The organism is Burkholderia torrens, assembly GCF_984668525.1.
Genome location: NZ_OZ480211.1, coordinates 1324508 through 1351400, shown reverse-complemented (window position 1 = coordinate 1351400; position 26893 = coordinate 1324508). Strand labels below are relative to the sequence as shown.

Below are 26893 nucleotides of genomic sequence, written 5' to 3'. Positions count from 1 at the left end.
ACGATCAGCGCCCCGCGGCAAACCCGCCGAAGAACGCACGGGCGTTCGCATCGAGGCTGTCGAGGTGATAACCGCCCTCCTGCACGATCACCGTCGGCAACCCGAGCGCGCCGAGCGCGCCGCCGAGCCGCCCGAACCCGTCGGTCGTGACGGCAACCTGCGATTGCGGATCGTCCTTGTAGATGTCGAAGCCGAGCGCGAGCACAAGCGCGTCGGGCTGGAAGCGCGCGAGCGCACGCAGCGCGTCGTCGAGCCGCTCGAAGAATGCCGACTCCGGCGAACCGTGCGGCATCGGCAGGTTGAGGTTGAAGCCGTCGCCGGCACCCGCGCCGGTCTCTTCCTCGTAACCCGCGACGACCGGGTAGAAGTTGGTCGGATCGCCGTGGATCGATACGTACAGCACATCGTCGCGGCCGTAGAAGATCTCCTGCACACCCTGCCCGTGATGCATGTCGGTGTCGAGGATCGCGACGCGACGATGGCGACCGAGCAGCGCTTGCGCGGCGATCGCCGCATTGTTCAGGTAGCAGAACCCGCCGGCCGCATCGCGGCGCGCGTGATGGCCGGGCGGCCGGCACAGCGCGTAAGCCGCGCGCGCGCCGTCGTTGACGTCGGCCGCGGCCGCGAGCGCGTCCTGTGCGGACCAGTACGCGGCGCGCCACGTATTCGCACCGACCGGGCAGCTGCCGTCGGCGAGATAGCGCGCGGCTTTCGCGAGCACCCCGCGCAACGGGTTCGGGTCGCGCACGAACACGTTCGACATCACTTCGTCGCCCCAGTCGTCGGGCATCCGCTTCCAGTCGCGATGCGCCTCTTCGAGAAAGCGCAGGTAGTTCATGTCGTGTACGGCCGCGATCGGCGCGGTGCCGCGGTCGGCCGGCTCGCGCACGTCGAAGTCGAGCGCGCGCACGGCCGCGACGAGCCGCGCCGCGCGTTCAGGCACTTCCTGCGGTTCGCGCATCCGGCCGCGCGACAGGTAGCTGCGCGGATGGTGCAGCAGTTGTTCGGGATGGAAATAGGTTTTCATCGTTCGTCCTCGTCGATTCCCCGCGTCACGCGTCGTGCGCGGCGGCCGCCGCTTCGACGCGCGCCGCGATGCCTGCGCGCGCCAGCACCGCATGGAGCAGCACGTTCGTGCCGCGCGTCACGTCGTCGGGCAGCGCGTCCTCGGCCTCGTTGTGCGACAGGCCATCGACGCACGGGATGAACACCATCGCGGTCGGGAAACGGCGCGCGAGCAGGATCGCGTCGTGGCCGGCGCCGCTGACGATCCGCTCGTTCGTGTAGCCGAACGCTTCGGCCGCCTGCGCAACCAGTTCGACGCAGCCGCGGTCGAACGGCGTCGCCGGGCTGCGCCAGCAGGTGTCGATCGCGACCTGCACGCCACGCGCGGCGGCGACCCGTGCGCACGCCTCGCGCAGGTCGCGCTCCATCGCATCGACTTCGGCATCGTCGTGATGGCGCAGGTCGACCGTGAACGTCAGGTCGCCGGCAATGGTGTTGCGCGACGCATTGCGGATCCCGACCTGCCCGATCGTCGCAAGCCCGCGCGGTGCGTGGCCGGCGACGATCCGTTCGAGTTCGAGCGCGATCTGCGCGCTCGCGAAATACGCGTCCTTGCGATACGGCATCGGCGTCGTGCCCGCATGCGCGGCCACGCCCGTCACGGTCACGTCGAGCCAGCGGATCGCCTGCCCGCCCGTGACGATGCCGATCGTCGTGCCGTTCGCCTCGAGCACGGGCCCCTGTTCGATATGCGCTTCGAAATACGCGTCGACCGCACCGCCCGTCGCACGCGTGCCGCGATAGCCGCACGCGTCCAGTGCGGCGCCGAGCGTGACGCCGTCGGCGTCCTGCTTCGCGAGCGCTTCGTCGAGCGGCAACGCGCCCGTGAACACGGCCGACCCGAGCATCGCCGGCGCGAAGCGTGCGCCTTCCTCGTTGGTCCAGGACACGATCTCGAGCGGCTTGCCGGTCGCGATGCCCGCGTCGTTCAGCGTGCGCACGAGTTCGAGCGCGGCGAGCACGCCATAGACGCCGTCGAAACGGCCGCCTTCCGGCTGCGTATCGAGGTGGCTGCCGATCAGCACGGGCGCGGCCTGCGCATCGGTGCCGTCGCGCCGCGCGAACAGGTTGCCGACTGCATCGACGCTCACCGTCATCCCCGCGTCGCGGCACCATTGCGCGAACAGGTCGCGCCCGCGCCGGTCATCATCGGTGAGCGCGAGGCGCCGCACACCACCGCGCGGCGTCGCGCCGACACGCGCCATGTCGGCCAGGCTCTGCCACAAGCGGGCGCTGTCGATTTCCAGCAGGTCTTTCATGTGCACTCCGGATGAATTCGTTCGTTGAAGTTCAGTGCGAGCCGAGCGCTTCGGCGGCGGCCGGCCGTGCTGCCCTGCGTGCGTCAAGCGCGACGATGCAGAGCAGCGAGATACCGGCGAGACACGTGTAGAACACCGCGAGCGGCCACCACTGGCCGGCGAAGCGATGCGCGAGCCACGTGCCGACGAGCGGCGTCAGGCCGCCTGCGATCGCGCCGCATATCTGATACGCGAGCGAGATCGCCGAATAGCGCACGTGCGCGGGAAACACGTCGCTGACGAAGCCCGCGATCACCGAATAGAAGCCGGCCATGCAGACGACCGCGAGTGCGATGCCCGCGATCAGTGACGCGGACGTGCCGCCCTGCACGAGCATGAACATCGGATACGGCGACAGCATCGCGAGCAGCGCCGCGAGCTTCAGGAAGCGTGCGCCGCCGATCCGCTCGGCGGTCCAGGCGGCGATCGGCTGCGCGATGAACTGGATGATCGCAACCGCGAACAGGCTGTCGAGAATCAGCGAACGCGAGACGCCGACGTACTGCGTCGTGTACGCGATCATGAACGTGTTGGTGAAATAGACGCCCGCGATACCGATCGTGTTCGCGCCGATGCAGAGCAGCACGAGCCCCGACGCGGAGCGGAACACTTCCGCGACCGGCAGCTTCACCGTGCGGTTGGTTTCCTTCACGCGTGCGAATTCCGGCGACTCGTTCACGCCGAGCCGGATCAGGATGCCGACCACGAGCAGCACCGCGCTCGCGAGAAACGGCAGGCGCCAGCCCCATGCGAGGAAGTCGGCCTTGTCCATCGACGTGACCGCGCGAAACGCGATCAGCGACAGGATCAGCCCGGCCGGGCTGCCAAGCTGCGCGAACGACGCGAAGAACGTGCGGCGCCCTTGCGGCGCATGCTCGCCGGCCATCAGCACCGCGCCGCCCCATTCGCCGCCGACCGCAATCCCCTGCACCACGCGCAGCGCGACGAGCAGCACCGGCGCGAGCATGCCGACCTTCGAATAATCGGGCAGCAGCCCGACGCACACGGTCGCGACGCCCATCATCATCAGCGTCGTCATCAGCGCCTTCTTGCGGCCGATGCGGTCGCCGAGATGGCCGAAGATCACACCGCCGAGCGGCCGCGCGAAGAAGCCGACCGCGAACGTCGCAAACGACGCCATCGTGCTGACGAAGCGGTCGTGCGACGGGAAATAGAGTTCGCCGAACACGAGCGCGGCTGCGGTCGCGTAGATGTAGAAGTCGTACCACTCGATCATCGTGCCGATGAACGCGGCCGTCGCGGCGCGTGCCGGCTGGCGGGCGGAAGGAAGGGACTGGGTCATGCGGGCTCCTGACGCGCGCCGCGGCGGGGCGACACGCAATATCGGGTGATGGCCGTCTGTCGCGGCCTCGCGCCGCACGCTGCGGCGCCCCTCCTTTATCGGTGGCCGCAAATCATTAGTCAAATTTCAAGTTATTATTCGCCGTATAAATTTAACTAATGACTGATCGCCGCCCGCCCGGAGACCCGATGCGCCCCGACCTCGCCCCGTTCCTGAACGACCGCCTCGACTGGAACCTGCTGCGCACCTACCTGGTGATCATGCAGGAGCGCAGCGTGAGCCGTGCGGCCGCGCGCCTGCACGTGACGCAGCCGGCCGTGAGCCAGGCGCTGCGGCGGCTCGAGGAGACGCTGGAACGCCGGCTGATCGAGCGGCGCGGCGCACACTTCGCGCCGACGCCGGCCGGCGAAGCCGTGTACCGGATCGCGAGCGACATCTACGGCGGCATCTCGCGTCTCGAAACCGAAATCGACGACAGCACGGCCGACCTGACCGGCTCGATCCGGCTGCTGACGGTGAGCCGCATCGAATCGCCCGTCTACGACGAGTTCCTCGCGGAATTCCATCGCGCGTATCCGCGCATCGACCTGCAGATCGAAGTGATGCGTTCGTCGGACATCCTTTCGTCGCTGCTGCAGAAGACGGCCACGGCCGGGCTCGGCCTGTGCCGCACGCCGCACGACAAGCTGGAGATGCGCTGTTTCCTGCGCCAGCGCTATGCGATCTACTGCGGCCGCCATCACCGGCTGTTCGGGCAGACGCAGTTGCGGATGGACGACCTGCTCGCGGAGAATTTCGTGTCGTTCACGAGCGACCAGATCGGCGACAGCCTGTCGCCGCTCACCGTGTTCCGCGACCAGAAGGGCTTCACGGGCCGCATCGTCGCGTCGTCGCCGAGCCTCGAGGAAGTGCGGCGGCTGATCTTTGCGGGCTACGGAATCGGCTGCCTGCCGGAGCACATCGTGCGCGACGACATCGCGCAGCAGCGGCTGTGGCGGCTGCCGCCCGACGACGGGCTCGTCGACGTCGACGTGTTCCTGCTGTGGCATCGCGACCGCAAGATGAACGCGGCCGAGCATGCGTTTCTCGACGCGATGGAGCGCTGCATGCAGCGCTATTCGCTCGCGGAGCGGCTCGGGAAATGACGGCGCGCATGCGCCGGAGGAAAGCGCCGGGCGCACGCGGCCCGGCGCGTCGGCAACGTCAGAAGCGATGCACGATGCCAAGCTGCGCGCCGCGCGCATTCGCGCCCGGATACGCGAGCGGCAAGCCGGGGTTCGCCGCGCCGGCGAGCGTGTAGCCGGCCTGGTTGCGGTTGCGCAGGTACGACAGCGCGCCGTAGAAGCTCGTGCGCTTCGACAGGTCGTACTCGTACATCAGCCCGAGCTGGTCCGCATGGTTGCCTTGCGACGACTGGTCGTGCAGGTACGCATAGCCGAGCGCGACAGTATTCGCCGGGTTGAACCGGTATTTGACCGACAGCCCGTACACGCGCGAATCGATGCCGAGGTCGGCCCACTTCACCGCCGAAAAGCCGCCGTACACGGTGGCCTTGCCGATCTCGTACGATGCGCCGGCCATGATCGTGCGGTCGGTCGTGGTCGCCGTCGCGTTCTTCAACCACTGCCCCGCGACGAACGCGCCGAACGGCCCATGTTCGTAGGTCAGGTCGAACTGCTGGCTGGAGCGGGCCGAGCGCACGCCGCCCGCGTCGCCGAACCCGAAGTACAGCCCGCCCTGGAAACCGGCGATCTCCGGGCTCTGGTACGACAGCGTGTTGCTCGTGCGAAACGCGAACACGGTCAGGTTGTCCATGCCGGACGCCTGCGTGACGCCGCCGAACGCATCCTGCCCGCCCTGGTCGTTGAACAGCGGCGAATTCTGCCGGCCCGCGCGCACCTTGCCCCATTGTCCCGAAAGGCCGACCCACGCCTGCCGGTTGAACAGGCTGCCGGTGCTCGCCAGCGAACCGTCGTTCGGATTGAAGCCGTTTTCCAGCGCGAACTCGATCTTCTGGCCGCCGCCGATATCCTCGCCGCCCTTCAATCCGAACCGGCTGCCCCACTGGCCGCCCGAGTTGAGCGCCGCCGTATATCCGTTACCCGTATTCACGACCTGCGCGAATTCGTCGATCACGCCGTACAGCGTGACGCCGTCCTGCGCGAGCACGGTTCCCGAGGCGGCGAGGCACGCGACTGCGACCGTCGTGCGAAGACCGGCGTACACCGGCCACGCTCGGCAATCGCTGCCGTGCGCTTCAATATAATTAGTCATACTATTTAATAAACGAAGAATGACACGACGCCGGGCGCGGCAATCACGCCGTACCGGTATCGCAGGAATGGAAATCGGTCGGGTCGACCCGGCGCAGACGGCGCCGGGCTCGACGCTCAGGCCGGCAACGAGCCGGCCCGATGCGCGAGATGCGCGGTCAGTGCTGAACTTCGCCGCGTTCGAGCGGCAGGATCAGGCGTTCGGGAATGCTGCGACGCGACGCGCGCGCGCCGATGTAATACAGCACGGCCGGCACGATCAGCCCGAGGATCCACGAGATGTCGGTCCCGCCGAGCGCATCGACGAGCGGCCCCGTGTAGATGTGCGTCGACATGAACGGCAGCTGCACCAGGATGCCGACGACATAGATCGCGATCGCCATCACGTTCCAGCGGCCGTAGCGGCCGTCCGGATCGGACAGCGCCGGCACGTCGTAGCGCGAGCGCGTGAAGCAGTAATAGTCGACCAGGTTGATCGCGCTCCACGGCGTGAAGAACGCGAGCAGGAACAGGATGAACGCGGTGAATTCCTTCAGGAACGAATGACGGCCCGCCAGCGCGATCAGCGTCGACACGCAGATCATCCCGAAGATGTACACGAGGCGGCTCTTCGACGACACCGCGCCCTTGCCGCGGAAGCCGCTGACGATCGTCGCCATCGACATGAAGCTGCCGTACGCGTTGAGCGCCGTCACCGTCACCTTGCCGAACGCGATGCTGAAGTACAGCAGCGCAGCCACGGCGCCCGTCGAGCCGAGCCCGACGATATACGACACTTCATGGTGCGCGAACTGGCTGCCGGCCAGCGCGGCCGCGAACACGCCGAACACCATCGCCGCCTGCGCGCCGATCACCGAGCCGAGGCCGACCGCGAGGAACGTCGCGAGCGACGACGTCGAGCGCGGCAGGTAGCGCGAATAGTCGGCGACGTACGGGCCGAACGCGATCTGCCACGACGCGGACAGCGACATCGACAGCAGGAAGCTCGCGAGCGAGAAATGACGGTTGGCGAGCAGCGCGCCGACGTCGTGGTTCGCGAACAGCTGCGCGAACATGTAGACGAACGCGACGATGCCGACCACGCTCGCGATCCGGCCGACGAAGTGGATCGCGCGGTAGCCGAACACGGTCAGCACGACGATCACGGCCGCGAACAGCAGGATGCCGGCTGCGTCGTCGACGTGCAGCAGCTGCGCGACGGCCTGCCCGGCCAGCACCGAGCCGCTCGCGGAAAAGCCGATATACATCAGGCACACCAGGACGATCGGGATCATCGCGCCGTACACGCCGAACTGCACGCGGCTCGAGATCATCTGCGGCAGCCCGAGCTGCGGCCCCTGCGCGCCGTGCAGCGCCATCACGGCGCCGCCGACGAGCTGGCCGAGCAGCAGCGCGACCAGCGACCAGAACACGTCGCCGCCGAGCACGACCGCGAGTGCGCCCGTGACGATGGCCGTGATCTGCATGTTCGCCGACAGCCACAGCGTGAACTGGCTCAGCAGGCCGCCATGGCGCTCGGCATCGGGAATGAAGTCGATCGAGCGTACCTCGATCAGTCCGCCGGCTTTTCCACTGGAATTCGTTGACACGGGTCAATCTCCAAAATACTCAGGACCACACATGGTTTGAACGGGACAGGATGCTGCGAGCCGCCCTTTCGGCTCTGCGGGTGCGGGGCGCCGTGGATCGCCGGCATGCGCCACGCACGCACGGTCAGCACGCTGGCGCGCAAGCGGCACGATGTGTGCCGACATTGCCAGCGGATGATCTTGTATATACAACTTGCGAGATATCGGTAATTACCCGGTATCGGCCGATTTTCGAAATCGTCCGAGCAAGCGGCGCGCAGGCGGGCGATTTCGCCGCCAGTCGGGCGTCGTGAAAACGAAAGGTCAGGTGCCGGCCGGTGGTGCCTGGTCAGGCTCGGCCGTCATGTCGTCGGCGGGAAGCAGGTTCAGCATGCGCCGTGCGGCTTCGACGTCGCGCGTGTGCAGCCATTCGTCGTAATCGTCGCTGCGCAGGATCACGACACCGCGCTTCTCGTCGCCGGGCCGATGCATTCGCGCGAACAGCGGATGAGCGTCGGCGTTCACCGTGAGCATCGTCATGCCGATGCATGCGCGCCCGTCGCTGTCTTCGTAGCGGCGCCAGATACCGGCGACGCAATACGGCTGCCAGCCGTCGATGCCGATCCGGTGCCACACGTTGCGGCCGGTCTCGTAGCACGGCTCGCAGATCCAGCGCACCGGGATCAGGCAGCGCTGGCCGTTGCGCCAGGCATTCGCGTAGAGACGCGACGTGCCGACCGTTTCCGTGCGCGCATTCATCGTGTCGAGCTTCTTTTTCTTCCGGCCGTGCTCGTCGAGCCGTTCGGGCTGCATGAATTTCGGCCAGAAGCCGAACACGGCCGCCACGACCGCGAGACCATCGCCGTCGGCGCATGCGACGGGCGCCGCGTAATCGGGATACACGTCGGGTGCCCACGGGTCGCGACGATACAGATCGCCGATGCCGATCTTCAGTTCGCTGATGCCCGGGTCTTCACCGGGAGCGCGGTAGTGAGTGCACACGGTCGGGCAGACGATGGACGCAATGTTTCCATCGTAGATCAGCGCACGCGCCGGGACGGCACTATCGCTTTGTATGACGAAACAGTTTTACAAACCGACGGTGACCCGCGCGCCGGCCGCTCGATGCCGTCGCGCGCGCAGCCCGCTGCGCGTCAGACAAGCCGGTCCGATGCGACGACGTGAACGCCCGGCCGCGCGTCGATCGCGGCATCGACCAGCGCACGCGCGATCCGCGACGCGGGGTTCACGCGCCACTTCGCCGGCAGCACCGGCCCGAGCGCGTTCAGCGCAAACACGAACAGCCGCTCGCCGAACCTGAATTCATCGCGGCTGCCGCCGATCAGGCCCGGCCGCACATAGGTGAGCGATGCAAACCCGATGGCGGCCAGTGCCTGCTCCACCTCGCCCTTCACGCGGTTGTAGAAGATACGCGACGCGGCATCCGCGCCGAGTGCGGAATTCAGCACATAGGTCGGCGTGCCGTGCCGGTGCGCGTGGCGCGCGACCGCCAGCGGATAGTCGTGATCGACGCGCCGGAAGGCCGCCTGCGAGCCGGCGGCCCGCATCGTCGTGCCGAGCGTGCAAATGACCGCATCGGCCTGCCACCAGTCGGCCGTGTCGGGCAACTGGTCGAAATCGACCTCCAGCGCGCGCATCTTCGGATGCGGCGACAGCGGCCGACGCGCGAGGACGACCACCTGATCGACCCGCGAATCGGCAAGCGCGACTTCGAGGACGTGGCGCCCGACGAGTCCGGTCGCGCCGACAAGCAGCAGTTTCATGTCCGCTTCTTCCGTGTGAAGCCTGCGTTGGCGGGCCCGATGCGGCCCGGTTTCCGGCTATCGACATGATCGTCGGCTGGCGCAGCGCCGGCAACCCTCCCCTCGTCTCGAAAAATTACGGCGCCATCAGGTGGGGCCGGCGCGACATGCGCGCCGGTCCGCGTGTCGCGCGCATTCACGCATTGCGCGGCGAGCGCATGGTCATCGAATGTGCCGCAGCAGCCGCCCGAATCGGCACGGACGGCCCAAGCGCCGCCGATGCGTGCGTGACGCATCGGCGGCGCCTGTCAGGCGCGCCCGTCAGATGTGCAACGCGTGTCCGAGTGCACGCAGCGCGGCTTCCTGCAACGCCTCGCCGAGCGTCGGATGCGCATGGATCGTGCCGCCGATGTCCTCCAGCCGCGCACCCATCTCGAGCGACTGCGAGAACGCCGCGGCGAGTTCCGACACGCCGCGCCCGACCGCCTGCCAGCCGACGATCAGGTGATTGTCGCGCCGCGCGACGACGCGCACGAAACCGTCGGTCGCCTGCAGCGTCATCGCGCGCCCGTTCGCCGCGAACGGGAACGACGCGCTCAGGCAATCGACACCGGCTGCATGCGCATCGTCCGGCGACCAGCCGGCCGTCACGATCTCGGGATCGGTGAAGCACACGGCCGGGATCGACGCCGGCACGAACTGGCGGCGCCGGCCGGCAATCAGCTCGGCGACCATCTCGCCTTGCGCCATCGCGCGATGCGCGAGCATCGGCTCGCCGGCAACATCGCCGATCGCCCACACGTTGCGCATCGACGTCCGGCATTCGTCGTCGATCCGCAGCGCGCGGCCGTTGCGATCGAGCTGCAGCGTCTCGAGCCCGAAACCGTCGACGCGCGGCCGGCGGCCGACGGCCACCAGCACGCGATCGGCCGGCAGCACCTGCTCGGCGCCGTCGGCAGCCTGCACGCGCACCGCGCCGTGCTCCGCCAGCCCGAGCACCTTGTGGCCGAGCCACAGCCGGACGCCGAGCCGTGCGAGCGAATCGGCCACCGGCCGCCCGAGTTCCGCATCGTACGCAGGCAGCACGCGGTCGGCCGCTTCGACGATGCTGACGTCGACCCCGAGCTTGCGATAGACGGTCCCGAGTTCGAGCCCGATGTACCCGGCCCCGACGACGACCAGCCGCTTCGGCAGCGTCGCGGGCGACAGTGCCTCGGTCGACGACACGACGTGCCCGCCGAACGGCATCGTCGGCAGCGCGACCGGCTCGGAACCGGTCGCGAGCAACAGGTGTTCGCAACTGATCCGTACCGAATGGCCGCCGGTGACGACATCGACGGTCTTGCCGTCGACCACGTGTGCGTCGCCGTGCAACACGCGCACGCCGTTCTTCTTGAGCAGCGCGCCGACGCCGCGCGTCAGCCGGTCGACGATGCCGTCCTTCCACGCGACGCCTTTCGCAATGTCGATCTCGGGCGTACGCACGCGGATCCCGAGCGCGCCCTCGCCCGCATGACCGCACGCCTGTTCGAACGCGTCGGCCACGTGGATCAGCGCCTTCGACGGAATGCAGCCGATATTCAGGCACGTGCCGCCGAGCCGGTCGCGCTCGACCAGCACGGTCGGGATGCCGAGCTGGCCGGCGCGGATCGCGGCGACGTAGCCGCCCGGGCCGCCGCCGATGACGAGCAAGGTAGTGTGTTCGTTCTTCATCGCGCTCACTCCACGAACAGCAGGGCCGGGCGTTCGAGCACCGCGCGCACGGCCTGGATGAATTCGGCGGCGTCCGCGCCGTCGACGACGCGATGATCGAACGACGACGACAGGTTCATCATCTTGCGCGCGACGACCGCACCGTCGCGGATCATCGGCCGCTCGACGATCCGGTTCACGCCGACGATGCCGACTTCCGGATGATTGATGACCGGCGTCGACACGATGCCGCCGAGCGCACCGAGGCTCGAGATCGTGATCGTCGACCCACTCAGTTCGTCGCGCTGCGCGCGGTTCGCGCGCACTGCATCGGCGAGCCGTGCGATTTCCGCCGAGATCGACCACACGTCGCGCGCTTCCGCGTGCCGCAGTACGGGCACCGTGAGACCGCCGTCCGTCTGCGTCGCGACGCCCATGTGCACCGCACCGTAGCGCGTGACGACACCCGCTTCGTCGTCGAAGCGCGCGTTGATCTGCGGGAAGTCGCGCAGCGCGATCACCATCGCGCGGATCAGCAGCGGCAGCGGCGTGAGCTTGCCGCGCGTATCGCCGTGGCGCCGGTTCAGTTCCGTGCGCAACGATTCGAGCTCGGTGACGTCGATTTCCTCGACGTAGCTGAAGTGCGGGATGCGGCGCTTGGCTTCCTGCATCTTGCGCGCGATCGCACGTCGCAAGCCGATCACCGGCACGTCCGTTTCGTCGTTGCGCTCCTCGTAGCCATGCGTGTGCGACGGACGCGCCGCGCCGCCGCCGGAGCCCGCATACGCGTCGAGATCCGCATGCAGGATCCGCCCTGCTTCACCGGTGCCGCGCACATAGCGCAGCTCGATCCCCATGTCCCATGCACGCTGACGCACGGCCGGCGACGCGAGCGGCCGTTCGCCCGGCGCGAGCGCCGCGCGCGGCGGCGTCGTAGGTTCCGCCGCGCGACGCGGCTCCGCCGGTGCGCGCTGCGCCGCGGGCCGTGCGGGCGGTTCGGCCGGCACCTCGGCCGCCGGCTTCGACGGCGCCGCCGCGACCGGTGCGGTTTCTACCTTTGTTTCTCGCACCGGTGCACCGGCTTTCAGGTTGCCGCTGCCTTCGACCTCGAGGCGAATCAGCTCGCTGCCGACCGCCATCATCTCGCCGATCCGGCCGCCCAGTTCGATCACCTTGCCCGTCACCGGCGACGGAATCTCGACCGCCGCCTTGTCGGTCATCACGTCGGCGAGCGGCTGGTCTTCCTTGATCACCTGCCCGACTTCCACATGCCAGGCCACCAGCTCGACCTCGGCAATCCCTTCGCCGATATCCGGCATCTTGATGACATGAATCCCCATCTCACGCCTCCATCACGCGTCGCAACGCTTCACCGACCCGGGTCGGGCCCGGAAAGTACGCCCATTCCTGCGCATGCGGATACGGCGTGTCCCAGCCTGTCGTACGCTCGACCGGCGCTTCGAGGTGGTAAAAGCAGTGTTCCTGAACCAGCGACACGAGTTCCGCGCCATAACCGCAGGTGCGCGTCGCCTCGTGCACGACGACGCAGCGCCCGGTCTTGCGCACCGACGCGACGACCGTGTCGAGATCGAGCGGCCACAGCGTGCGCAGGTCGATCACCTCCGCATCGATGCCCGTCTCCTCGGCTGCGGCGAGCGACACGTGCACGGTCGTGCCATACGTCAGCACCGTCACGTCGCTGCCGGGCCGCACGACGGCGGCCGTATCGAGCGGCACCGTGTAATACCCCTCGGGCACCGCGCTCGCCGGATGCTTGAGCCACGACGTGACCGGCCGTTCGTGATGGCCGTCGAACGGCCCGTTGTACAGCCGCTTCGGCTCGAGGAAGATCACCGGGTCGTCGTTCTCGATCGATGCGATCAGCAGCCCTTTCGCGTCGTACGGATTCGACGGCATCACCGTGCGCAGCCCGCACACCTGCGTGAACATCGCCTCCGGGCTCTGGCTGTGCGTCTGCCCGCCGTAGATGCCGCCGCCGCACGGCATACGGATCGTCATCGGCGCGGTGAACTGGCCGGCCGAGCGATAGCGCAGTCGCGCGCCTTCCGACACGATCTGGTCGGACGCCGGGTAGAAATAGTCGGCGAACTGGATCTCGCACACGGGGCGCAGCCCGTACGCGCCCATCCCGACCGCCGCGCCGACGATCCCGCCTTCTGAGATCGGCGCATCGAACACGCGCGACTTGCCGTATTTGTTCTGCAGTCCTTCGGTACAGCGGAATACGCCGCCGAAGTACCCGACGTCCTGCCCGAACACGACCACGTCGCTGTCGCGGCCGAGCATCACGTCCATCGCGGAGCGCAGCGCCTGGATCATCGTCATCGGCTGCGTCGCCGTGCCTGTCTCGTGTTGCGCCATGATCATGCTCCCAGTTCCTGGCGCTGACGGCGCAGGTGCGCGGGCAGCTCCTTGTATACGTCGTCGAACATCGAGGCCGGCGACGGAATCCGGTCGTCGGCCAGCGTCCCGTATTTCTCCGCTTCCTTCTGCGCGGCGATCACCTCGGCTTCGAGCTCCGCCGTCAGCGCGTCGTGCGCGCTGTCCGACCAGATGCCCTTCGCGATCAGGTGGCGCTTGAAGCGCTCGATCGGGTCGCCGAGCGGGAAATGGGACCAGTCGTCGCTCGGCCGGTACTTGGTCGGGTCGTCCGACGTCGAGTGCGCGCCCGCGCGGTAGGTGACCCACTCGATCAGCGTCGGGCCGAGATTGCGGCGCGCGCGTTCGGCCGCCCAGCTCGACGCCGCGTAGATCGCGAGGAAATCGTTGCCGTCGACGCGCAGCGACGCGATCCCGCAGCCGACGCCGCGCCCGGCGAAGGTCGTGCCCTCGCCGCCCGCGATTGCCTGGAACGTCGAGATCGCCCACTGGTTGTTGACGACGTTCAGCACGACCGGTGCGCGGTACACGTGCGCGAACGTCAGCGCGGTGTGGAAATCGGCTTCGGCCGTCGCGCCGTCGCCGATCCACGCGGACGCGATCTTCGTGTCGCCCTTGATCGCCGACGCCATCGCCCAGCCGACCGCCTGGATGAACTGCGTCGCGAGGTTGCCGGAAATGGAGAAGAAGCCGGCTTCGCGGTCCGAATACATCACCGGAAGCTGGCGGCCCTTCAGCGGGTCGCCTTCGTTCGACATCAGCTGGCAGATCATCCGCTCGAGCGATACGTCGCGCGCGATCAGGATGCTCTGCTGCCGGTAGGTCGGGAAGCACATGTCGCCGTCGCGCAGCGCCATCGCGTGCGCGGTGCCGATCGCCTCTTCGCCGAGGCTCAACATGTAGAAGGAGATTTTCTTCTGGCGCTGCGCGATCATCATGCGCGCGTCGAAAATGCGGGTCTTGAGCATCGCGCGCAGCCCGGCGATCAGTCGCGCATCGTCGAGATCGGGCGCCCACGGGCCGACGGCCTTGCCGCTGTCGTCGAGCACGCGCACGAGGCTGCGGGCGAGATCGGCGGTGTCCGCCGCGGCTACGTCGATCGGCGGGCGGCGGACTGCGCCGGCCGGCGATAGATGCAGATAGGAAAAATCCGTCTTGCAGCCCGGGCGCCCGGTGGGCTCCGGCACATGCAGACGCAATGGCTCTGACAGGCTCATCGTGTCGTCTCCACGCTCGATTGTGTCTCACGCTGATTAGGAACGCGCGGCCGGTTGCCGGCCTGCGCGCGGGCTGACGCGCGGATAAGCACGTCAACCTTGGAAATTTATGCCTTGCGGCGCCGGACGTCGATGTCCAAGCCGCTCGACTGCGGTGAGCAGATTTGCCATGTCGGGCGCGGGAGGGAGGCCCGGCGGGCCTGTCCCGGCTGGCGGCCGCTCGGTGCCGTGCTGCGCTGCATCGAGCGTTGACGGGAATGGACAGAGAATGAGAATGCCGCAATCGGTGGCGGCCAGGTCGGACGAATCTCGAGCTTGCCTGGGGATACCTCCCCGCACCGCGGGCAAACTTCGGTTTCAGCGTCCTTGTGCAGGCGTGAATACGCCGCGAAAGCGCATCTTCCCCGACGCGAGGCGGTCGTAGGCTTCGGTCGCGTCGTTCAGTGCGAATGTTTCTACGATCGGCTTGACCCGGCCTTTGGCGGCAAGCTCCAGCACTTCGCTCAGATAGCGCAAACCGCGATGCGTGGAGCCGATGACCTGCTGACGCATCATGTGGAACGGCTTGCGCGCCGACGCGATCGAGAACGGCTTCGTGAAGTCGAGCCCGCAGAGGATCACGCGACCGTCGACTCGCAACCCGGCCATCGCTTCCTCTGCAGTACTGAATTCATTGGTCGTGACGAGCAGCACGTCTGCGCCGCCTGCCTCGCGAAGTCCTTCGCCGTTCGCGACGACCTGATCCGCGCCCAGCCGGATCGCCAGTTCGCGCTTGTCCTCGGAGTGCGTGATCGCGATGGTCTCGAAACCGCAGGCCCGCGACAGTTGCAGCGCCACGTGTCCCAATCCGCCGATGCCGAGCACGGCGACCTTCTCATGCGGCTGCGGCGCCGCGTCGCGCAAGCCGCTCCACGTCGTGTAGCCGGCGCACATCATCGGCGCGGCATCGACATAGGCCAGTCCGTCAGGCAGCAGCACCGTCCCCTCGGCCGCGACGGCGATGTACTCCGCATGTCCGCCCTGCGCAGCAAACCCGGTAGTCCGCGGCGCGTCGCAGTTCACGGCCGTCTGACCGGAAAGCGGACGATTCTCGCGACAGTACGCGCAGCGCCCGCATGCGGACTGCACCCACGTCGTGCCGATCCGGTCGCCCACCTTGCGCGCATGGACGCCGGCACCGACTTCGACAATTTCGCCGACGACCTCGTGGCCGGGTGTCTGCGGGTAAATGTCGCCGCCGTAACCTTGCGTTGCCCAGACATCCGTGTAGCACATCCCCGACGCATGAACCTTCACCAGCACCTGCCCCGGCCCGGCTACCGGCACCGGCACTTCCCACACTTCCCAGGGGCGATTGGCGCCGGTCATCACGACCGCCTTCATCTTCATTGCTTGCTCCTTTTTCAACCGAACGTAGGGTTCATTGCGCGGTCCGCCTGCGCATGCAGCCGCCGCGGCGCTTGCGCCGCAACCGCCCATTGCATTGACGGACGCCCTAGTCTAAAAAAGGCGCATTATCATGACAATCTCGCCAATCTTTACATCACGATGAATTCTGCTCATCAATTGAAAAGCGGCGATCTCTTCTCGCTCAACGTGTTCCTTGCCGCGGCAACGCACCTCAGCTTTCGCGCGGCATCGATCGAGCTCGACGTCACGCCGTCTGCGATCAGCCATTCGATCAAGAGCCTCGAGCAGCGCCTGGGCGTTCGCCTGTTCAACCGCACGACCCGCAGCGTGTCGCTGACCGACGCCGGCGAACGCCTCCTCGAGAAACTCCGTCCGGCGATCTCGTCGGTGGCCGACGCGATGCGCGCGGTCGACGGGATGCGCGACACGCCCAGTGGCACCGTGCGCATCAACGCCAGCGAAGGCGCGATCCGCATGGTGCTGAAGCCGGTGCTCGCGCGCTTCCTGCGCGACTACCCGCAGGTTCATCTCGACATCGTGACGGACGGGAAACTCGGCGACATCGTCGCCGGCGGATTCGATGCGGGGATCCGGCTGACCGAAGCCGTGCCGCAAGACATGATCGCGGTTCGCGTGTCCGAACCGGTGCGGTTCGCCGCCGTCGCTTCACCGGCCTATTTCGCCGCGCGCGGGCGCCCCGACGTCCCGCAGGATCTGCACCGGCACGACTGCATTCGCTTTCGCTTCGACAGCGGCGCGATCTACCGCTGGGAGTTCGAGCGTCGTGGCGTCGTCGAAACGGTCAATGTCGGCGGCCCGCTCACGCTGACCGACCAGCCCTTGATGGTCGATGCCGCGATCGACGGCATCGGGATCGCGTTCGTGCCCGATCATCTCGTCCACGATGCACTGCGCGACGGACATCTCGAACGTGTGTTGACCGACTGGTGTCCGGTCATGCCGGGACTGTGCCTGTATTACCCCGGCCATCGCCATGTTTCCGGCGGGTTGCGCGCGCTGATCGACACGTTGCGGGTTCAGTCGGCAAGCGCCGGTCCGGAACGCCGCGCGGCCGGGCGCTCCGAACAATGAAACGACTGGGAGCCCGCTCGCCGCGCCTTCAGGTACTGCGGCGCGACCGAAGCCGCACCCCCTGCAACACGGCGCCAAGCACGAAGATGCCCAACCACGCGACGAGCGACCCGCGCACGATGGGAGATTCGGGACCGTCCGCAAGCGGATGACCGATCGGCAACCGCGTCAGCGTCTCGTTGATCCCGGGAACCAGCAACAGAAAGAAACTGAACGAAAATGCGAACTGGGCCAGGTACGGCCGCGCGTGCCCCAGCGTTTCGATGCGCGGAACGAGGAGTCCGCCCGCCGTCGCGATCAGCGCCAGGATGCCGAGGGCATGCCCGGCATTGAAACCGCCCGTGCTGGACAAGCCAAACGACGTGAACACCGACATCACCATTCCTGCGACGTAAAGCCTGGCTGACCGCGTCGTGCTGTCGATCTTCCGATATCGGGCGAAGCTGTAGAGGCCCGCGGCGAACGTCGCGAGGCTGACGATGGTGTGACCGGCACCCAGAGTGGAAACGGGATGAGGCATAAGACGACTCCTTCTGAAAAAATCGGCCCCGATCGCCGCGACACCGGTAACATCCGCGGCACACGGAAGCGTTCGAGCAGCCTTGCATTTCACTTGCTCCGCATGCAGCCAGATTGTCCCGATCGTGCGGGCTCGCCGGGATCGGTCAAATGACCGACCCCGGACAGCGTCACGCAACCGAGGGCTCCCGCGCCGTCGCGTATGATCGGTCACTCGTCCCAGCGATTTTCCAAGCCGAGCCCGATGTTCAACACCGAAGCCAGCCACGCCGCACTGCGCATATTCGATTCCGTGAGGGCCATCGCTTTCATCGGTGACCTGAGCATGGGACAACCGACCGACCACTCGCTTCGCACCGCGTGGCTGGGGGTACGACTCGCGGACGCAGCCGGACTGGGCGCATCGGTTTGCGATACGGTTCGCGAGGCATCGCTGCTTCGCTGGTCGGGTTGCACGGCGAATGCGCCAGGTTTCGCGGAAGTGTTCGGCGACGACATCGCGATCCGCACGGCGATGCTCGAGGACAGGTCCGGCATGGCCGAGGCAATCGGAAATGCCGGCGCGTCGATGATGAAACTCGCACGGATTCACTGCGAGGTATCCGGCGAGGTCGCGCAAATACTGGGGCTCTCGACGGCGACGGAAACGGCGCTGCGTCATATTTTCGCGGCCTGGGACGGCAACGGCTTCCCGGCACAACTCGCACGCGAACAGGTACCCGTTGCCGTGCCGGTCGTTGCGCTTGCCGGCGATCTGGAGGTGCTGAGTCGCACATATGGCGTCGAGCCAGCCCTGGGGCTGATCAGGCAGCGTGCAGACTCGCGGTATCCGGCGCATCTCGTCGATACGACGGTTCGCCACGCGGAGGCCTGGCTGGCGGAACTGGCGCGCTCGTCGCCGGCCGAGTTCGACATCGCACTGGCAACGTCCGATATGCAGCGGATGACATCCGCGGAACTGATCGCCGACATCGTCGACCTGAAATTGCCGTGGATGACGGGGTTTTCCCGTGCCGTCGCGACGACGGCGGCCGACTGTCATGCGCGACTCAAACCGGATGATGCGGGGCGTTCGCTTGTTTACCTGGCCGGACTGATTCACGGCATCGGCAGGGCCGCCGTGCCGAACGACGTATGGAACCTGCCCTCGACGTTGCCGGCAAGCGCGTGGGAGAAGGTACGGCTGGTACCGTACTGGACCGAACGCGCCGGCAAGCAATCCGGCGCGCTGAGCCAGGCCGCCCTGCTTGCATCGCACGCATTCGAGCGGCTGGACGGTTCAGGGTACTTCCGCGGCGCTCACGCCCCGGCGTTGACGCTGGAAGCGCGCGTGCTGGCGGCGTCCGTCGCGTGGGTCGCGTTGCGATCGCCGCGCCCCTGGCGCGCCGCGCTGCCCGACGACGCGGCCACCCGCCTGCTGCGGGACGAAGCGGCCAATGGCCGGCTATGCGGCGAAGCGGTCGGCGTGCTGACGTCGGCATCGATCCCCGTCGCCCGACGCGTATCCAGAAACGTGCCGGCCGGTGCCGGCCTGTCCGAGCGAGAGATCGACGTGCTGCGCGTGATCTCGCGCGGAGCGAGCAACAAGGAGGCTGCACGGGCACTGACCATCAGCCCGAGCACGGTACGCACGCACGTCGAAAGCGTGTTTCGCAAGCTCGGCTGTTCGACGCGCGCAGCAGCGACGCTCAAGGCATCGTCAATGGGACTGATCTGAAGGCGTGGCGTGGCGCCGGTTTGCGTCGACGACGCTAGCCGCACGGCCCGGTGTCCGGTACGCCGCCCGCCTGAATCGGGTCGTCACGCGTGCGGAAGGGACATGCTCCTGCCTGCCCGCTTACTGCGGCGCACGATCGATCATGCGTCGGGACGCAAGAGGTCGAAGCGGCTGTCGGGCGTCACGTACGCATAGGCCGACGGGCCGCCCGCACGAAGAATGATGCCCGCGCCGAACGTGTCGAAGATGCCGTCCTTCAGCAGATCACGGCGGATATGGACGGCGACGACCTCGCCCAGCACCAGCGTGGCCGGCGTCTCGACACCGCGATGATCGCGCAGGCGGATCACGTCGGTCACCTTGCATTCGAAATTCACACCGCTTTCCGCGACGCGCGGCACGTCGACGAGGCGCGACGGCACCGCCGTCAAGCCACCGAGTTCGAATTCGTTCACTTCGTACGGCACCGCCGCACAGGTCTGGTTCATCCGCTCGGCGAGATCGCGCGTCGCAAGGTTCCACACGAACTCGCCGGTTTCCTGCACGTTGCGCAGGCTGTCCTTCGCGGCGGTGCTCGAAAAACCGATGATCGGCGGGCGATAGTTGAACGCGTTGAAGAAACTGTACGGCGCGAGGTTCAGCGTGCCGTCGCTGCCGCGGGACGAGATCCAGCCAATCGGACGCGGACCCACGATCGCGTTCAACGGATCGTGCGGCAGCCCGTGGCCTTGCGAGGGTTCGTAATAGTGATGGGTCGAGTCGGTCATGACGGATGGGATTGCGAGAGGCGAACGATGACGAAGCGGACGGCGGAACGCGTTTGCCGGCAGCGACGCAGGCGCCGGTCCGACGTGCGTGCCAGTATCACATGGCGCCGTATTCGGCGCAGTGAAGCGCATCGTGAGCCGCGCTGGCATGCCGCTGCACGTGCCTGCGCCAAACAAAAAACCCGCGAGCGCTGCATTTCTCGCGGGTTTTTTACACCTTTATCGAATCGAATCGCATCAACGCAATCGATGGTGCCGGGGACCGGACTCGAACCGGCAAGCCAGTTAAGGCGGCGGATTTTCGTCACACTGCTTCTTTCAAAGCCGGCGTCGCGTACGCGAGCCGTTCGTGCGCTGGACTATGCCTTCACCGTCGCGCGCGGGCGTGACCGCTGCCCGTGCGCCTTAGGCGCCCCCCGTCTAGTCTCTACACCTTCCTCGCGATTACGGCGAGGCTTGGCTCGGCGTTGCCTCGATGCGCACATCAGGGGTTTCGCCGAATTTGAAGGGTTCTGCACCGACCGTTTCCGGCCGGGCACTCAATCGTTTAAGTCCGCTATGTTTACCAATTTCATCACCCCGGCAAGAGGGCGGACGCGATTCTACCATTGCTTGCGCATGCGTTCCCTTATTCCGCCGCGCCCCACGCGCTCGGCGCGTGTCGTCCCCACCGATACGACACGTCCGCCGATTTTCTCCCGCGCCGCAACAACCCCGATACAATCGACCGCGCGTCGTCCGACGGCCCCAACCGTCTGACGTTTGTATCGTGCTTTTCGCGAAACAAGCGTCGCGTGCGTCATCGCGAAGTCACAAACGTTTTCGATAATTCCCCGGCCGAAAACGTTTACATCGCATGACTTCATGACCTCGACCATCAAGGACGTCGCTGCCCTCGCGGGCTTCTCGATCGCCACCGTCTCGCGTGCGATCAATGCCCCGCATACCGTCAGCCCCGCGACGCTGCAAACGATCCGCACCGCGATCGAAACGCTGCAGTTCCGCCCGAGCCCGCTCGGCCGCCAACTGCGCGGCGAGCGCACGCGGCTCGTCGGCGTCGTCGTGCCGACGCTGTCGAACCCCGTGTTCGCCGACTGCCTGCAAGGCATCGACGCGCTCGCGACCGCGGCCGGTTTCAAGCTGATCCTGATGACGACCGAGTACGACGCGGCGCGCGAGCGTCACGCGATCGAGACGCTGCGCGAGCAGCGCGTCGAAGGGCTGATCCTCACCGTCGCCGATGCGGACACGCACCCGCTGCTCGACATGCTCGACCGCGACGGCCCGCACTACGTGCTGATGCACAACGACACGCAGCGCCGCCCGTCGGTGTCGGTCGACAACCGCCGCGCCGCGTATGACGGCGTGCGGCTGCTGACCGCGCGCGGTCACCGCCGCGTGCTGATGCTGGCCGGTTCGCTCGCCGCGTCGGATCGCGCGCGCCAGCGCCACCTCGGCTACGCACAGGCCCTCGAGGAAAGCGGCGTCGCGACGCTGCCGCCCGTCGAAGTCGACTTCAACGCGCCCGAGCTGCCCGATGCCGTGCTCGCGCACCTGACCGCGCAAGCGACGCGCCCGACCGCCCTCTTCTGCAGCAACGACCTGCTCGCGATGGTCGTGATGCGCGGCCTGCGCCGCGCCGGCTTCTCGATCCCGGACGACCTGTCGGTGCTCGGCTTCGACGGCATCGCGCTCGGCGAACTGCTCGCGCCGCCGCTCGCGAGCGTCGCGACGCCGAACCGCGACATCGGCCGCCGCGCATGGCAGCGGCTCGTCGAATGCATCGGCGGCGCGACGATCGAACGCACGTCGCTGATCCTGCCGCATACGGTGCGCGACGGCGCGACGGTCGCACCGCCGGCCGCCGACCTGCAACTGCACCAGGCCTGAACGCAGGCCGCACCACCGCCCCCCGACAACCACACCACACCACCCCAGCGCCACACCCACTCGCCCGGAGATTCACCGTGTCCTTTCGCCTGACCTCGCTGCTGCGCGCGCTCGCAGCTCCCGTCGCCTGCGCCGCGCTCATCGCCGGCGCGCCCGCCGCCCACGCCGACGAAACGGCGATCTGCTACAACTGCCCGCCCGAATGGGCCGACTGGGCCGCGCAAATCGCGGCAATCAAGCAGAAGACCGGCATCCGCGTGCCGTTCGACAACAAGAACTCGGGCCAGTCGATCGCGCAGTTGATCGCCGAGCAGAAGAGCCCGGTCGCCGACGTCGTCTACCTCGGCGTGTCGTCGGCGTTCCAGGCGAAGGACAAGGGCGTGATCGCGCCGTACAAGCCCGCGCACTGGAACGACATCCCCGCGAACCTGAAGGATCCGCAAGGCTACTGGTTCGCGATCCACTCGGGCACGCTCGGCTTCTTCGTGAACAAGGACGCGCTCGACGGCAAGCCGGTGCCGCGTTCGTGGGCCGATCTGCTGAAGCCCGAATACAAGGGCATGGTCGGCTATCTCGATCCGTCGAGCGCGTTCGTCGGCTACGCCGGTGCGGTCGCCGTCAACCAGGCGCTCGGCGGCAGCCTCGACAACTTCAAGCCGGGCCTCGACTGGTTCCACAAGCTGAAGGCCAACGCGCCGATCGTGCCGAAGCAAACGGCCTATGCGCGCGTGCTGTCCGGCGAGATTCCGATCCTGCTCGACTACGACTTCGATGCCTATCGCGCGAAGTACAAGGACAACGCGAACGTCGAGTTCGTGATCCCGAAGGAAGGCACGATCGCCGTGCCGTACGTGATGAGCCTCGTGAAGGGTGCGCCGCACGATGCGAACGGCAAGAAGGTGCTCGACTTCGTGCTGTCGGACGAAGGCCAGAAGCTGTGGGCCAACGCTTACCTGCGCCCGGTGCGCGCGCAGGCGCTTGGCGCCGACATCGCCGCGAAGTTCCTGCCGGCGAGCGAATACGCACGGGCGAAGCCGGTCGACTTCGGCAAGATGGCGGCCGGCCAGCAGGCGTTCGGCCAGCAGTACCTGCAGATCATGCAGTAAGCCGCGGGACGCCACCGATGCTCGACCTGACTTTCCCGCTGCGCTGGCGCATCGCGCTCGTCGCGCCGGCGCTGGCGGTGTTCGCCGCGTTCTGGCTGCTGCCGATGGCATCGCTCGTACAGGTGTCCGCCGACGGCGCGTTCTTCTCGCACTACGCGGCGCTGCTCGGCAATGCGCGTTACATGAGGAGCCTCGGCGAGACGGTCGCGCTGTCCGCGGGCGTCACGCTCGCGACGCTCGCGCTGTCGACGATCTCGGGCCTCCTGCTCGCGCGCCGCGAATTCGCCGGCAAGCGCGTGCTGCTCGCGCTGCTCACGTTTCCGCTCGCGTTCCCGGGCGTCGTCGTCGGCTTCATGGTGATCATGCTCGCCGGCCGCCAGGGGCTGATCGGGATGCTGTCGGCGAAACTCACCGGCGACAAGTGGGTATTCGCGTACTCGGTTGCGGGCCTGTTCATCGGCTACCTGTACTTCTCGATTCCGCGCGTGATCGTCACCGTGATCGCGGCCGCGTCGAAGCTCGACGCGTCGCTCGAGGAAGCCGCCCGTTCGCTCGGCGCGTCGCCGTGGCGCATCTTCGTCGACATCGTGCTGCCCGCGCTCGCGCCGGGCCTGATCGCGGCCGGCGCGATCTGCTTCGCGACCGCGATGGGCGCATTCGGCACCGCGTTCACGCTCGCCACCGACCTGAACGTGCTGCCGATGACGATCTATACCGAGTTCACGCTCAACGCGAACATCGCGACGGCGGCCGGCCTGTCGATCGTGCTCGGCATCGTCACCTGGGCCGTGCTCGCGCTCGCGCGCCGTTTCACCGGCCACACCGCCGCCGCCGCGGCCTGAGGATTTACGCATGCAATCGCTTTCCGGCTCTTCCGCGCCGTCACCGTCACCGGCGCCTGCTCCCGCGCAGGCGAACGGCGTCGCGCGCCGCGCGCCGCGCGTCACGGGCGCGCGCGCGATCGCCGCGCTTCAATGGGCCATCACGCTGCTGCTGTGCGCGTTCCTGATCGTACCCGTCGTGATGTCCGTGCTCGCGGGCCTGACCGTCAACTATTTCCGCGGCCTGTCGAGCGGCCTCACGCTGCGCTGGCTCGAACAGGTGTGGCAGCAGTATCACGGCTCGGTCGCGCTGTCGCTCTACGTGGCATTCGCGACGCTCGCGATCGTGCTCGTCACCGGCGTACCGGCCGGCTATGCGCTCGCGCGCAGCAAGCACCGCGCCGCGCGTGCGATCGAGGAAGCGCTCGTGCTGCCGGTCGCGCTGCCGGGGCTGGCTTCGGCGCTCGCGCTGCTGGTGGTGTACGGCGGCTTCACCGCGTTCCGGATGAGCCTGTGGTTCATCGTCGTCGGCCACGTCGTGTTCACGCTGCCGTTCATGGTGCGCGCGGTGGCCGCCGTCGCGGCCGGTGCCGACCTGCGCACGCTCGAGGAAGGCGCGGCGAGCCTCGGCGCGTCGTTCGTCACGCGCTTCGTCACGATCGTGCTGCCGAACCTGCGCCCCGGCATCGTGGCAGGCGCGCTCGCGGTGCTCACGCTGTCGATCGGCGAATTCAACCTGACGTGGATGCTGCATACGCCCGATACCAAGACGCTGCCGGTCGGGCTCGCCGATACCTATGCGTCGCTGCGCCTCGAAGTCGGCAGCGCGTACACGATCCTGTTCCTGCTGATGACGCTGCCGCTGCTCGTGGCGATGCAGTGGCTCGGCGTCGATCCGTCCGGCACGCGCGCGCTCAAGAAGCGCCCGCGCTGAATTTTTCGCAGACATGAAACTCGATTCCACTCCCATCACGCTGACCCGCTGCGCAAAAACGTTCCGCGGCACCCGCGTGCTCGAACCGCTCGACCTGTCGATCGGCGCGGGCGAAACACTCGTGCTGCTCGGGCCCTCCGGCTGCGGCAAGACGACGACGCTGCGCCTGATCGCGGGCCTCGACACGCCGGACGCCGGCGGCACGATCGCGTTCGGCAACGACGACGTCACCGCGCTGCCGATCGAGCGCCGGCAGGTCGGCATGGTGTTCCAGAACTACGCACTGTTTCCGAACCTGACGGTGCGCGGCAACGTCGGCTACGGGCTGAAGATCCGCAAGACCGAGCCGCGCGCGCTGCGCGAACGCGTCGACGAGCTGCTCGCGATGATGCGGCTCGACGCACATGCGGACAAGCCGGTCGATCAGCTGTCCGGCGGCCAGCGGCAGCGCGTCGCGCTGGCGCGCGCGCTCGCGGTGCGGCCGCGCGTGCTGCTGCTCGACGAACCGCTGACCGCGCTCGATGCGAAGCTGCGCGACGTGCTGCGCCGCGAGATGAACGCGCTGCTGCGCGAGCTTGGCGTGACGACCGTCTACGTGACGCACGACCAGGCCGAGGCGATGGAGCTCGGCGACCGGATCGTCGTGATGGGCGCGGGCCGCATCGAGCAAATCGGCACGCCGCGCGACATCTACTACCACCCGGCGAATCGCACGGTCGCGCAGTTCATCGGCACGCTGAACCGGCTGGCAGGGCAATGGCGAGACGGCGCGCTGGTGACGACGGGCGGCGCGATCGCGACGCCGCATGCCGCCGACGAATGGTTCTTCCGCCCCGAGGACGCGCAGCTCGCCGATCCCGCGCATGCGCCGCTGCGCGGCGCGGTCGGCGCGTGTGCGTTCCTCGGCGAGCGCACGCGGCTCACGATCGAGCATGCGGCGCCCGACGCGCTCGTGATCGACGTGCCCGGCCGCATCGCACTCGCACGCGGCACGGCGGTCGGCCTCACGATCGCCCCGGAAGGCCTGATCGCGCTCGGCGCGTAATCCGTCGTTCGGGCATCATTCATTCAGCACCCCACCGCGGCGCACGACGCCGCCCCCACAACAACCAGACGATTCCGAGAAACGACGATGCTGCTTGCTCAAATCAGCGATCTCCACATCAAGCGGCCGGGCCAGCTCGCGTACCGGCGCGTCGACACGGCGGCCGCGCTCGCGCGCTGCATTGCGAAGCTGAACGCACTCGAGCCGCGCCCCGACGCCGTGCTCGTCACCGGCGACCTCACCGACTTCGGCCACGATGAAGAGTACGGCAACCTGCGCGGGCTGCTCGCCGCGCTCGAGATTCCGTACTACCTGATGATCGGCAATCACGACGACCGCGCCGGGCTGCGCCGCGCGTTCGCCGAGCGCGCCGAGCTGCACGACGGCGAATTCGTGCAGTACGCGCTCGACGTCGGCGCGGTGCGCGTGCTGGCACTCGACTCGCAGGTGCCCGGCGCGAGCCACGGCGACCTGTGCGACGCACGGCTCGCCTGGCTCGCCGCCCAGCTCGACGCCGCACGCGACCGGCCGGTGATCGTCGCGCTGCATCACCCGCCGTTCGTGGCAGGCATCGGCCACATGGACAAGCTGCGCCTCGCGCCCGCCGCCTCCGCGAAACTCGATGCGCTGCTGCGCGGTCATCCGAACGTCGAGCGCGTGCTGTGCGGTCACGTGCACCGCACGATGTTCACACGCTTCGGCGGCACGCTTGCATCGGCGGTGCCGTCACCCGCGCACCAGGTCGCATTCGACCTGCGGACCGACGCGCCGTCGGCATTCCGGCTCGAACCGCCGGCGTTCGCGGTCCATCGTCATACGCCCGATACGGGAATGACGTCGCATCACGTCTACGTGGACGAAGGCGCGGGGCCGTATCCGTTCTACGAGCCGACGGGCGAGCTGGTCGGCTGACGGCTGACGGCTGACGGCTGGTGGCTGGTGGCTGGCGGCTGGTGGCTGGTGGCTGGCGGCTGGCGGCTGGTGGCTGGTGGCTGGTGGCTGGTGGCTGGTGG

Annotated in this window: 23 protein-coding genes; 9 read left to right on the top strand and 14 right to left on the bottom strand. The window is 67.7% G+C overall.

The features are described from left to right. Positions 1–4 precede the first annotated feature (4 nt). The 3 genes from AC5LXX_RS06255 to AC5LXX_RS06245 are packed head-to-tail and all read right to left on the bottom strand — an operon-like array spanning position 5 to position 3666. Positions 5–1027 carry a histone deacetylase family protein gene (locus AC5LXX_RS06255; protein ID WP_493410827.1) on the bottom strand — a complete coding sequence of 341 codons (1023 nt, stop codon included), beginning with the start codon at positions 1025–1027 and terminating at the stop codon, positions 5–7. A 25-nt stretch (positions 1028–1052) separates the two neighbouring features. Then, the gene (locus tag AC5LXX_RS06250) at positions 1053–2324 is read right to left on the bottom strand and encodes a Zn-dependent hydrolase (RefSeq protein WP_493410826.1); all 1272 of its coding nucleotides are present in this window, start codon (positions 2322–2324) and stop codon (positions 1053–1055) included. Positions 2325–2355: 31 nt separating this feature from the next. Continuing rightward, positions 2356–3666, bottom strand: coding sequence for an MFS transporter (locus tag AC5LXX_RS06245; protein ID WP_493410825.1), 1311 nt, complete (start codon positions 3664–3666; stop codon positions 2356–2358). Positions 3667–3854: 188 nt separating this feature from the next. On the opposite strand from AC5LXX_RS06245, the gene AC5LXX_RS06240 reads away from it, so the two are divergent. After that, entirely contained in the window at positions 3855–4811 is a 957-nt protein-coding gene (locus tag AC5LXX_RS06240) for a LysR family transcriptional regulator (protein WP_175842843.1), read from the top strand. 58 nt (positions 4812–4869) lie between these two features. Here the strand turns inward: AC5LXX_RS06240 and AC5LXX_RS06235 are convergent, their stop codons facing one another. The 9 genes from AC5LXX_RS06235 to AC5LXX_RS06195 all read right to left on the bottom strand — a co-directional run bounded on the left by AC5LXX_RS06235 (position 4870) and on the right by AC5LXX_RS06195 (position 15968). Then, positions 4870–5940 carry a porin gene (locus tag AC5LXX_RS06235; protein ID WP_493410824.1) on the bottom strand — a complete coding sequence of 357 codons (1071 nt, stop codon included), beginning with the start codon at positions 5938–5940 and terminating at the stop codon, positions 4870–4872. 157 nt (positions 5941–6097) lie between these two features. After that, a complete protein-coding gene (locus tag AC5LXX_RS06230) occupies positions 6098–7528 on the bottom strand; it encodes a purine-cytosine permease family protein (protein ID WP_493410823.1) in 1431 nt (476 codons plus the stop codon). Positions 7529–7831: 303 nt separating this feature from the next. Next, entirely contained in the window at positions 7832–8509 is a 678-nt protein-coding gene (locus tag AC5LXX_RS06225) for an SOS response-associated peptidase family protein (RefSeq protein WP_493410822.1), read from the bottom strand. Positions 8510–8661: 152 nt separating this feature from the next. Continuing rightward, the gene (locus AC5LXX_RS06220) at positions 8662–9291 is read right to left on the bottom strand and encodes an NAD(P)H-binding protein (RefSeq protein ID WP_493410821.1); all 630 of its coding nucleotides are present in this window, start codon (positions 9289–9291) and stop codon (positions 8662–8664) included. Positions 9292–9591: 300 nt separating this feature from the next. Further along, positions 9592–10983 (bottom strand): dihydrolipoyl dehydrogenase, encoded by a 1392-nt coding sequence (gene lpdA, locus AC5LXX_RS06215; RefSeq protein ID WP_493410820.1) that lies wholly within the window; start codon positions 10981–10983, stop codon positions 9592–9594. Positions 10984–10988: 5 nt separating this feature from the next. Further along, a complete protein-coding gene (locus tag AC5LXX_RS06210; protein WP_493410819.1) occupies positions 10989–12302 on the bottom strand; it encodes a dihydrolipoamide acetyltransferase family protein in 1314 nt (437 codons plus the stop codon). 1 nt (position 12303) lies between these two features. After that, positions 12304–13344 carry an alpha-ketoacid dehydrogenase subunit beta gene (locus AC5LXX_RS06205; RefSeq protein WP_493411092.1) on the bottom strand — a complete coding sequence of 347 codons (1041 nt, stop codon included), beginning with the start codon at positions 13342–13344 and terminating at the stop codon, positions 12304–12306. 2 nt (positions 13345–13346) lie between these two features. Next, positions 13347–14579: a 3-methyl-2-oxobutanoate dehydrogenase (2-methylpropanoyl-transferring) subunit alpha gene (locus tag AC5LXX_RS06200; RefSeq protein ID WP_493410818.1), complete on the bottom strand. Its 1233-nt coding sequence runs from the start codon at positions 14577–14579 to the stop codon at positions 13347–13349. A gap of 357 nt (positions 14580–14936) precedes the next feature. Further along, on the bottom strand, positions 14937–15968 hold the full coding sequence (locus tag AC5LXX_RS06195) for an alcohol dehydrogenase catalytic domain-containing protein (RefSeq protein ID WP_493410817.1): 1032 nt from the start codon (positions 15966–15968) through the stop codon (positions 14937–14939). Positions 15969–16127: 159 nt separating this feature from the next. Between AC5LXX_RS06195 and AC5LXX_RS06190 the strand changes: the two genes are divergently transcribed. Next, positions 16128–17081 (top strand): LysR family transcriptional regulator, encoded by a 954-nt coding sequence (locus AC5LXX_RS06190; RefSeq protein WP_493411091.1) that lies wholly within the window; start codon positions 16128–16130, stop codon positions 17079–17081. Positions 17082–17109: 28 nt separating this feature from the next. Here AC5LXX_RS06190 and AC5LXX_RS06185 read toward each other — a convergent pair whose 3' ends face one another. Further along, positions 17110–17601: a hypothetical protein gene (locus tag AC5LXX_RS06185; RefSeq protein ID WP_493410816.1), complete on the bottom strand. Its 492-nt coding sequence runs from the start codon at positions 17599–17601 to the stop codon at positions 17110–17112. 243 nt (positions 17602–17844) lie between these two features. Between AC5LXX_RS06185 and AC5LXX_RS06180 the strand changes: the two genes are divergently transcribed. Continuing rightward, the gene (locus AC5LXX_RS06180) at positions 17845–19317 is read left to right on the top strand and encodes an HD domain-containing phosphohydrolase (RefSeq protein WP_493410815.1); all 1473 of its coding nucleotides are present in this window, start codon (positions 17845–17847) and stop codon (positions 19315–19317) included. A gap of 140 nt (positions 19318–19457) precedes the next feature. On the opposite strand, the gene AC5LXX_RS06175 is transcribed toward AC5LXX_RS06180, so the two are convergent. Next, the gene (locus tag AC5LXX_RS06175; protein ID WP_493410814.1) at positions 19458–20084 is read right to left on the bottom strand and encodes a flavin reductase family protein; all 627 of its coding nucleotides are present in this window, start codon (positions 20082–20084) and stop codon (positions 19458–19460) included. Between the two features lie 864 nt (positions 20085–20948). Here AC5LXX_RS06175 and AC5LXX_RS06170 point away from each other — a divergent pair. The 6 genes from AC5LXX_RS06170 to AC5LXX_RS06145 all read left to right on the top strand — a co-directional run bounded on the left by AC5LXX_RS06170 (position 20949) and on the right by AC5LXX_RS06145 (position 26792). Continuing rightward, the gene (locus AC5LXX_RS06170) at positions 20949–21974 is read left to right on the top strand and encodes a LacI family DNA-binding transcriptional regulator (protein WP_493410813.1); all 1026 of its coding nucleotides are present in this window, start codon (positions 20949–20951) and stop codon (positions 21972–21974) included. A gap of 77 nt (positions 21975–22051) precedes the next feature. Then, entirely contained in the window at positions 22052–23080 is a 1029-nt protein-coding gene (locus AC5LXX_RS06165) for an ABC transporter substrate-binding protein (protein WP_493410812.1), read from the top strand. Between the two features lie 17 nt (positions 23081–23097). Next, entirely contained in the window at positions 23098–23922 is an 825-nt protein-coding gene (locus AC5LXX_RS06160; protein ID WP_124454046.1) for an ABC transporter permease, read from the top strand. A 10-nt stretch (positions 23923–23932) separates the two neighbouring features. Beyond that, a complete protein-coding gene (locus AC5LXX_RS06155) occupies positions 23933–24835 on the top strand; it encodes an ABC transporter permease (protein ID WP_493410811.1) in 903 nt (300 codons plus the stop codon). Between the two features lie 13 nt (positions 24836–24848). Next, on the top strand, positions 24849–25880 hold the full coding sequence (locus tag AC5LXX_RS06150; RefSeq protein ID WP_124454050.1) for an ABC transporter ATP-binding protein: 1032 nt from the start codon (positions 24849–24851) through the stop codon (positions 25878–25880). Positions 25881–25967: 87 nt separating this feature from the next. Next, positions 25968–26792 carry a phosphodiesterase gene (locus AC5LXX_RS06145; protein ID WP_493410810.1) on the top strand — a complete coding sequence of 275 codons (825 nt, stop codon included), beginning with the start codon at positions 25968–25970 and terminating at the stop codon, positions 26790–26792. Positions 26793–26893 lie beyond the last annotated feature (101 nt).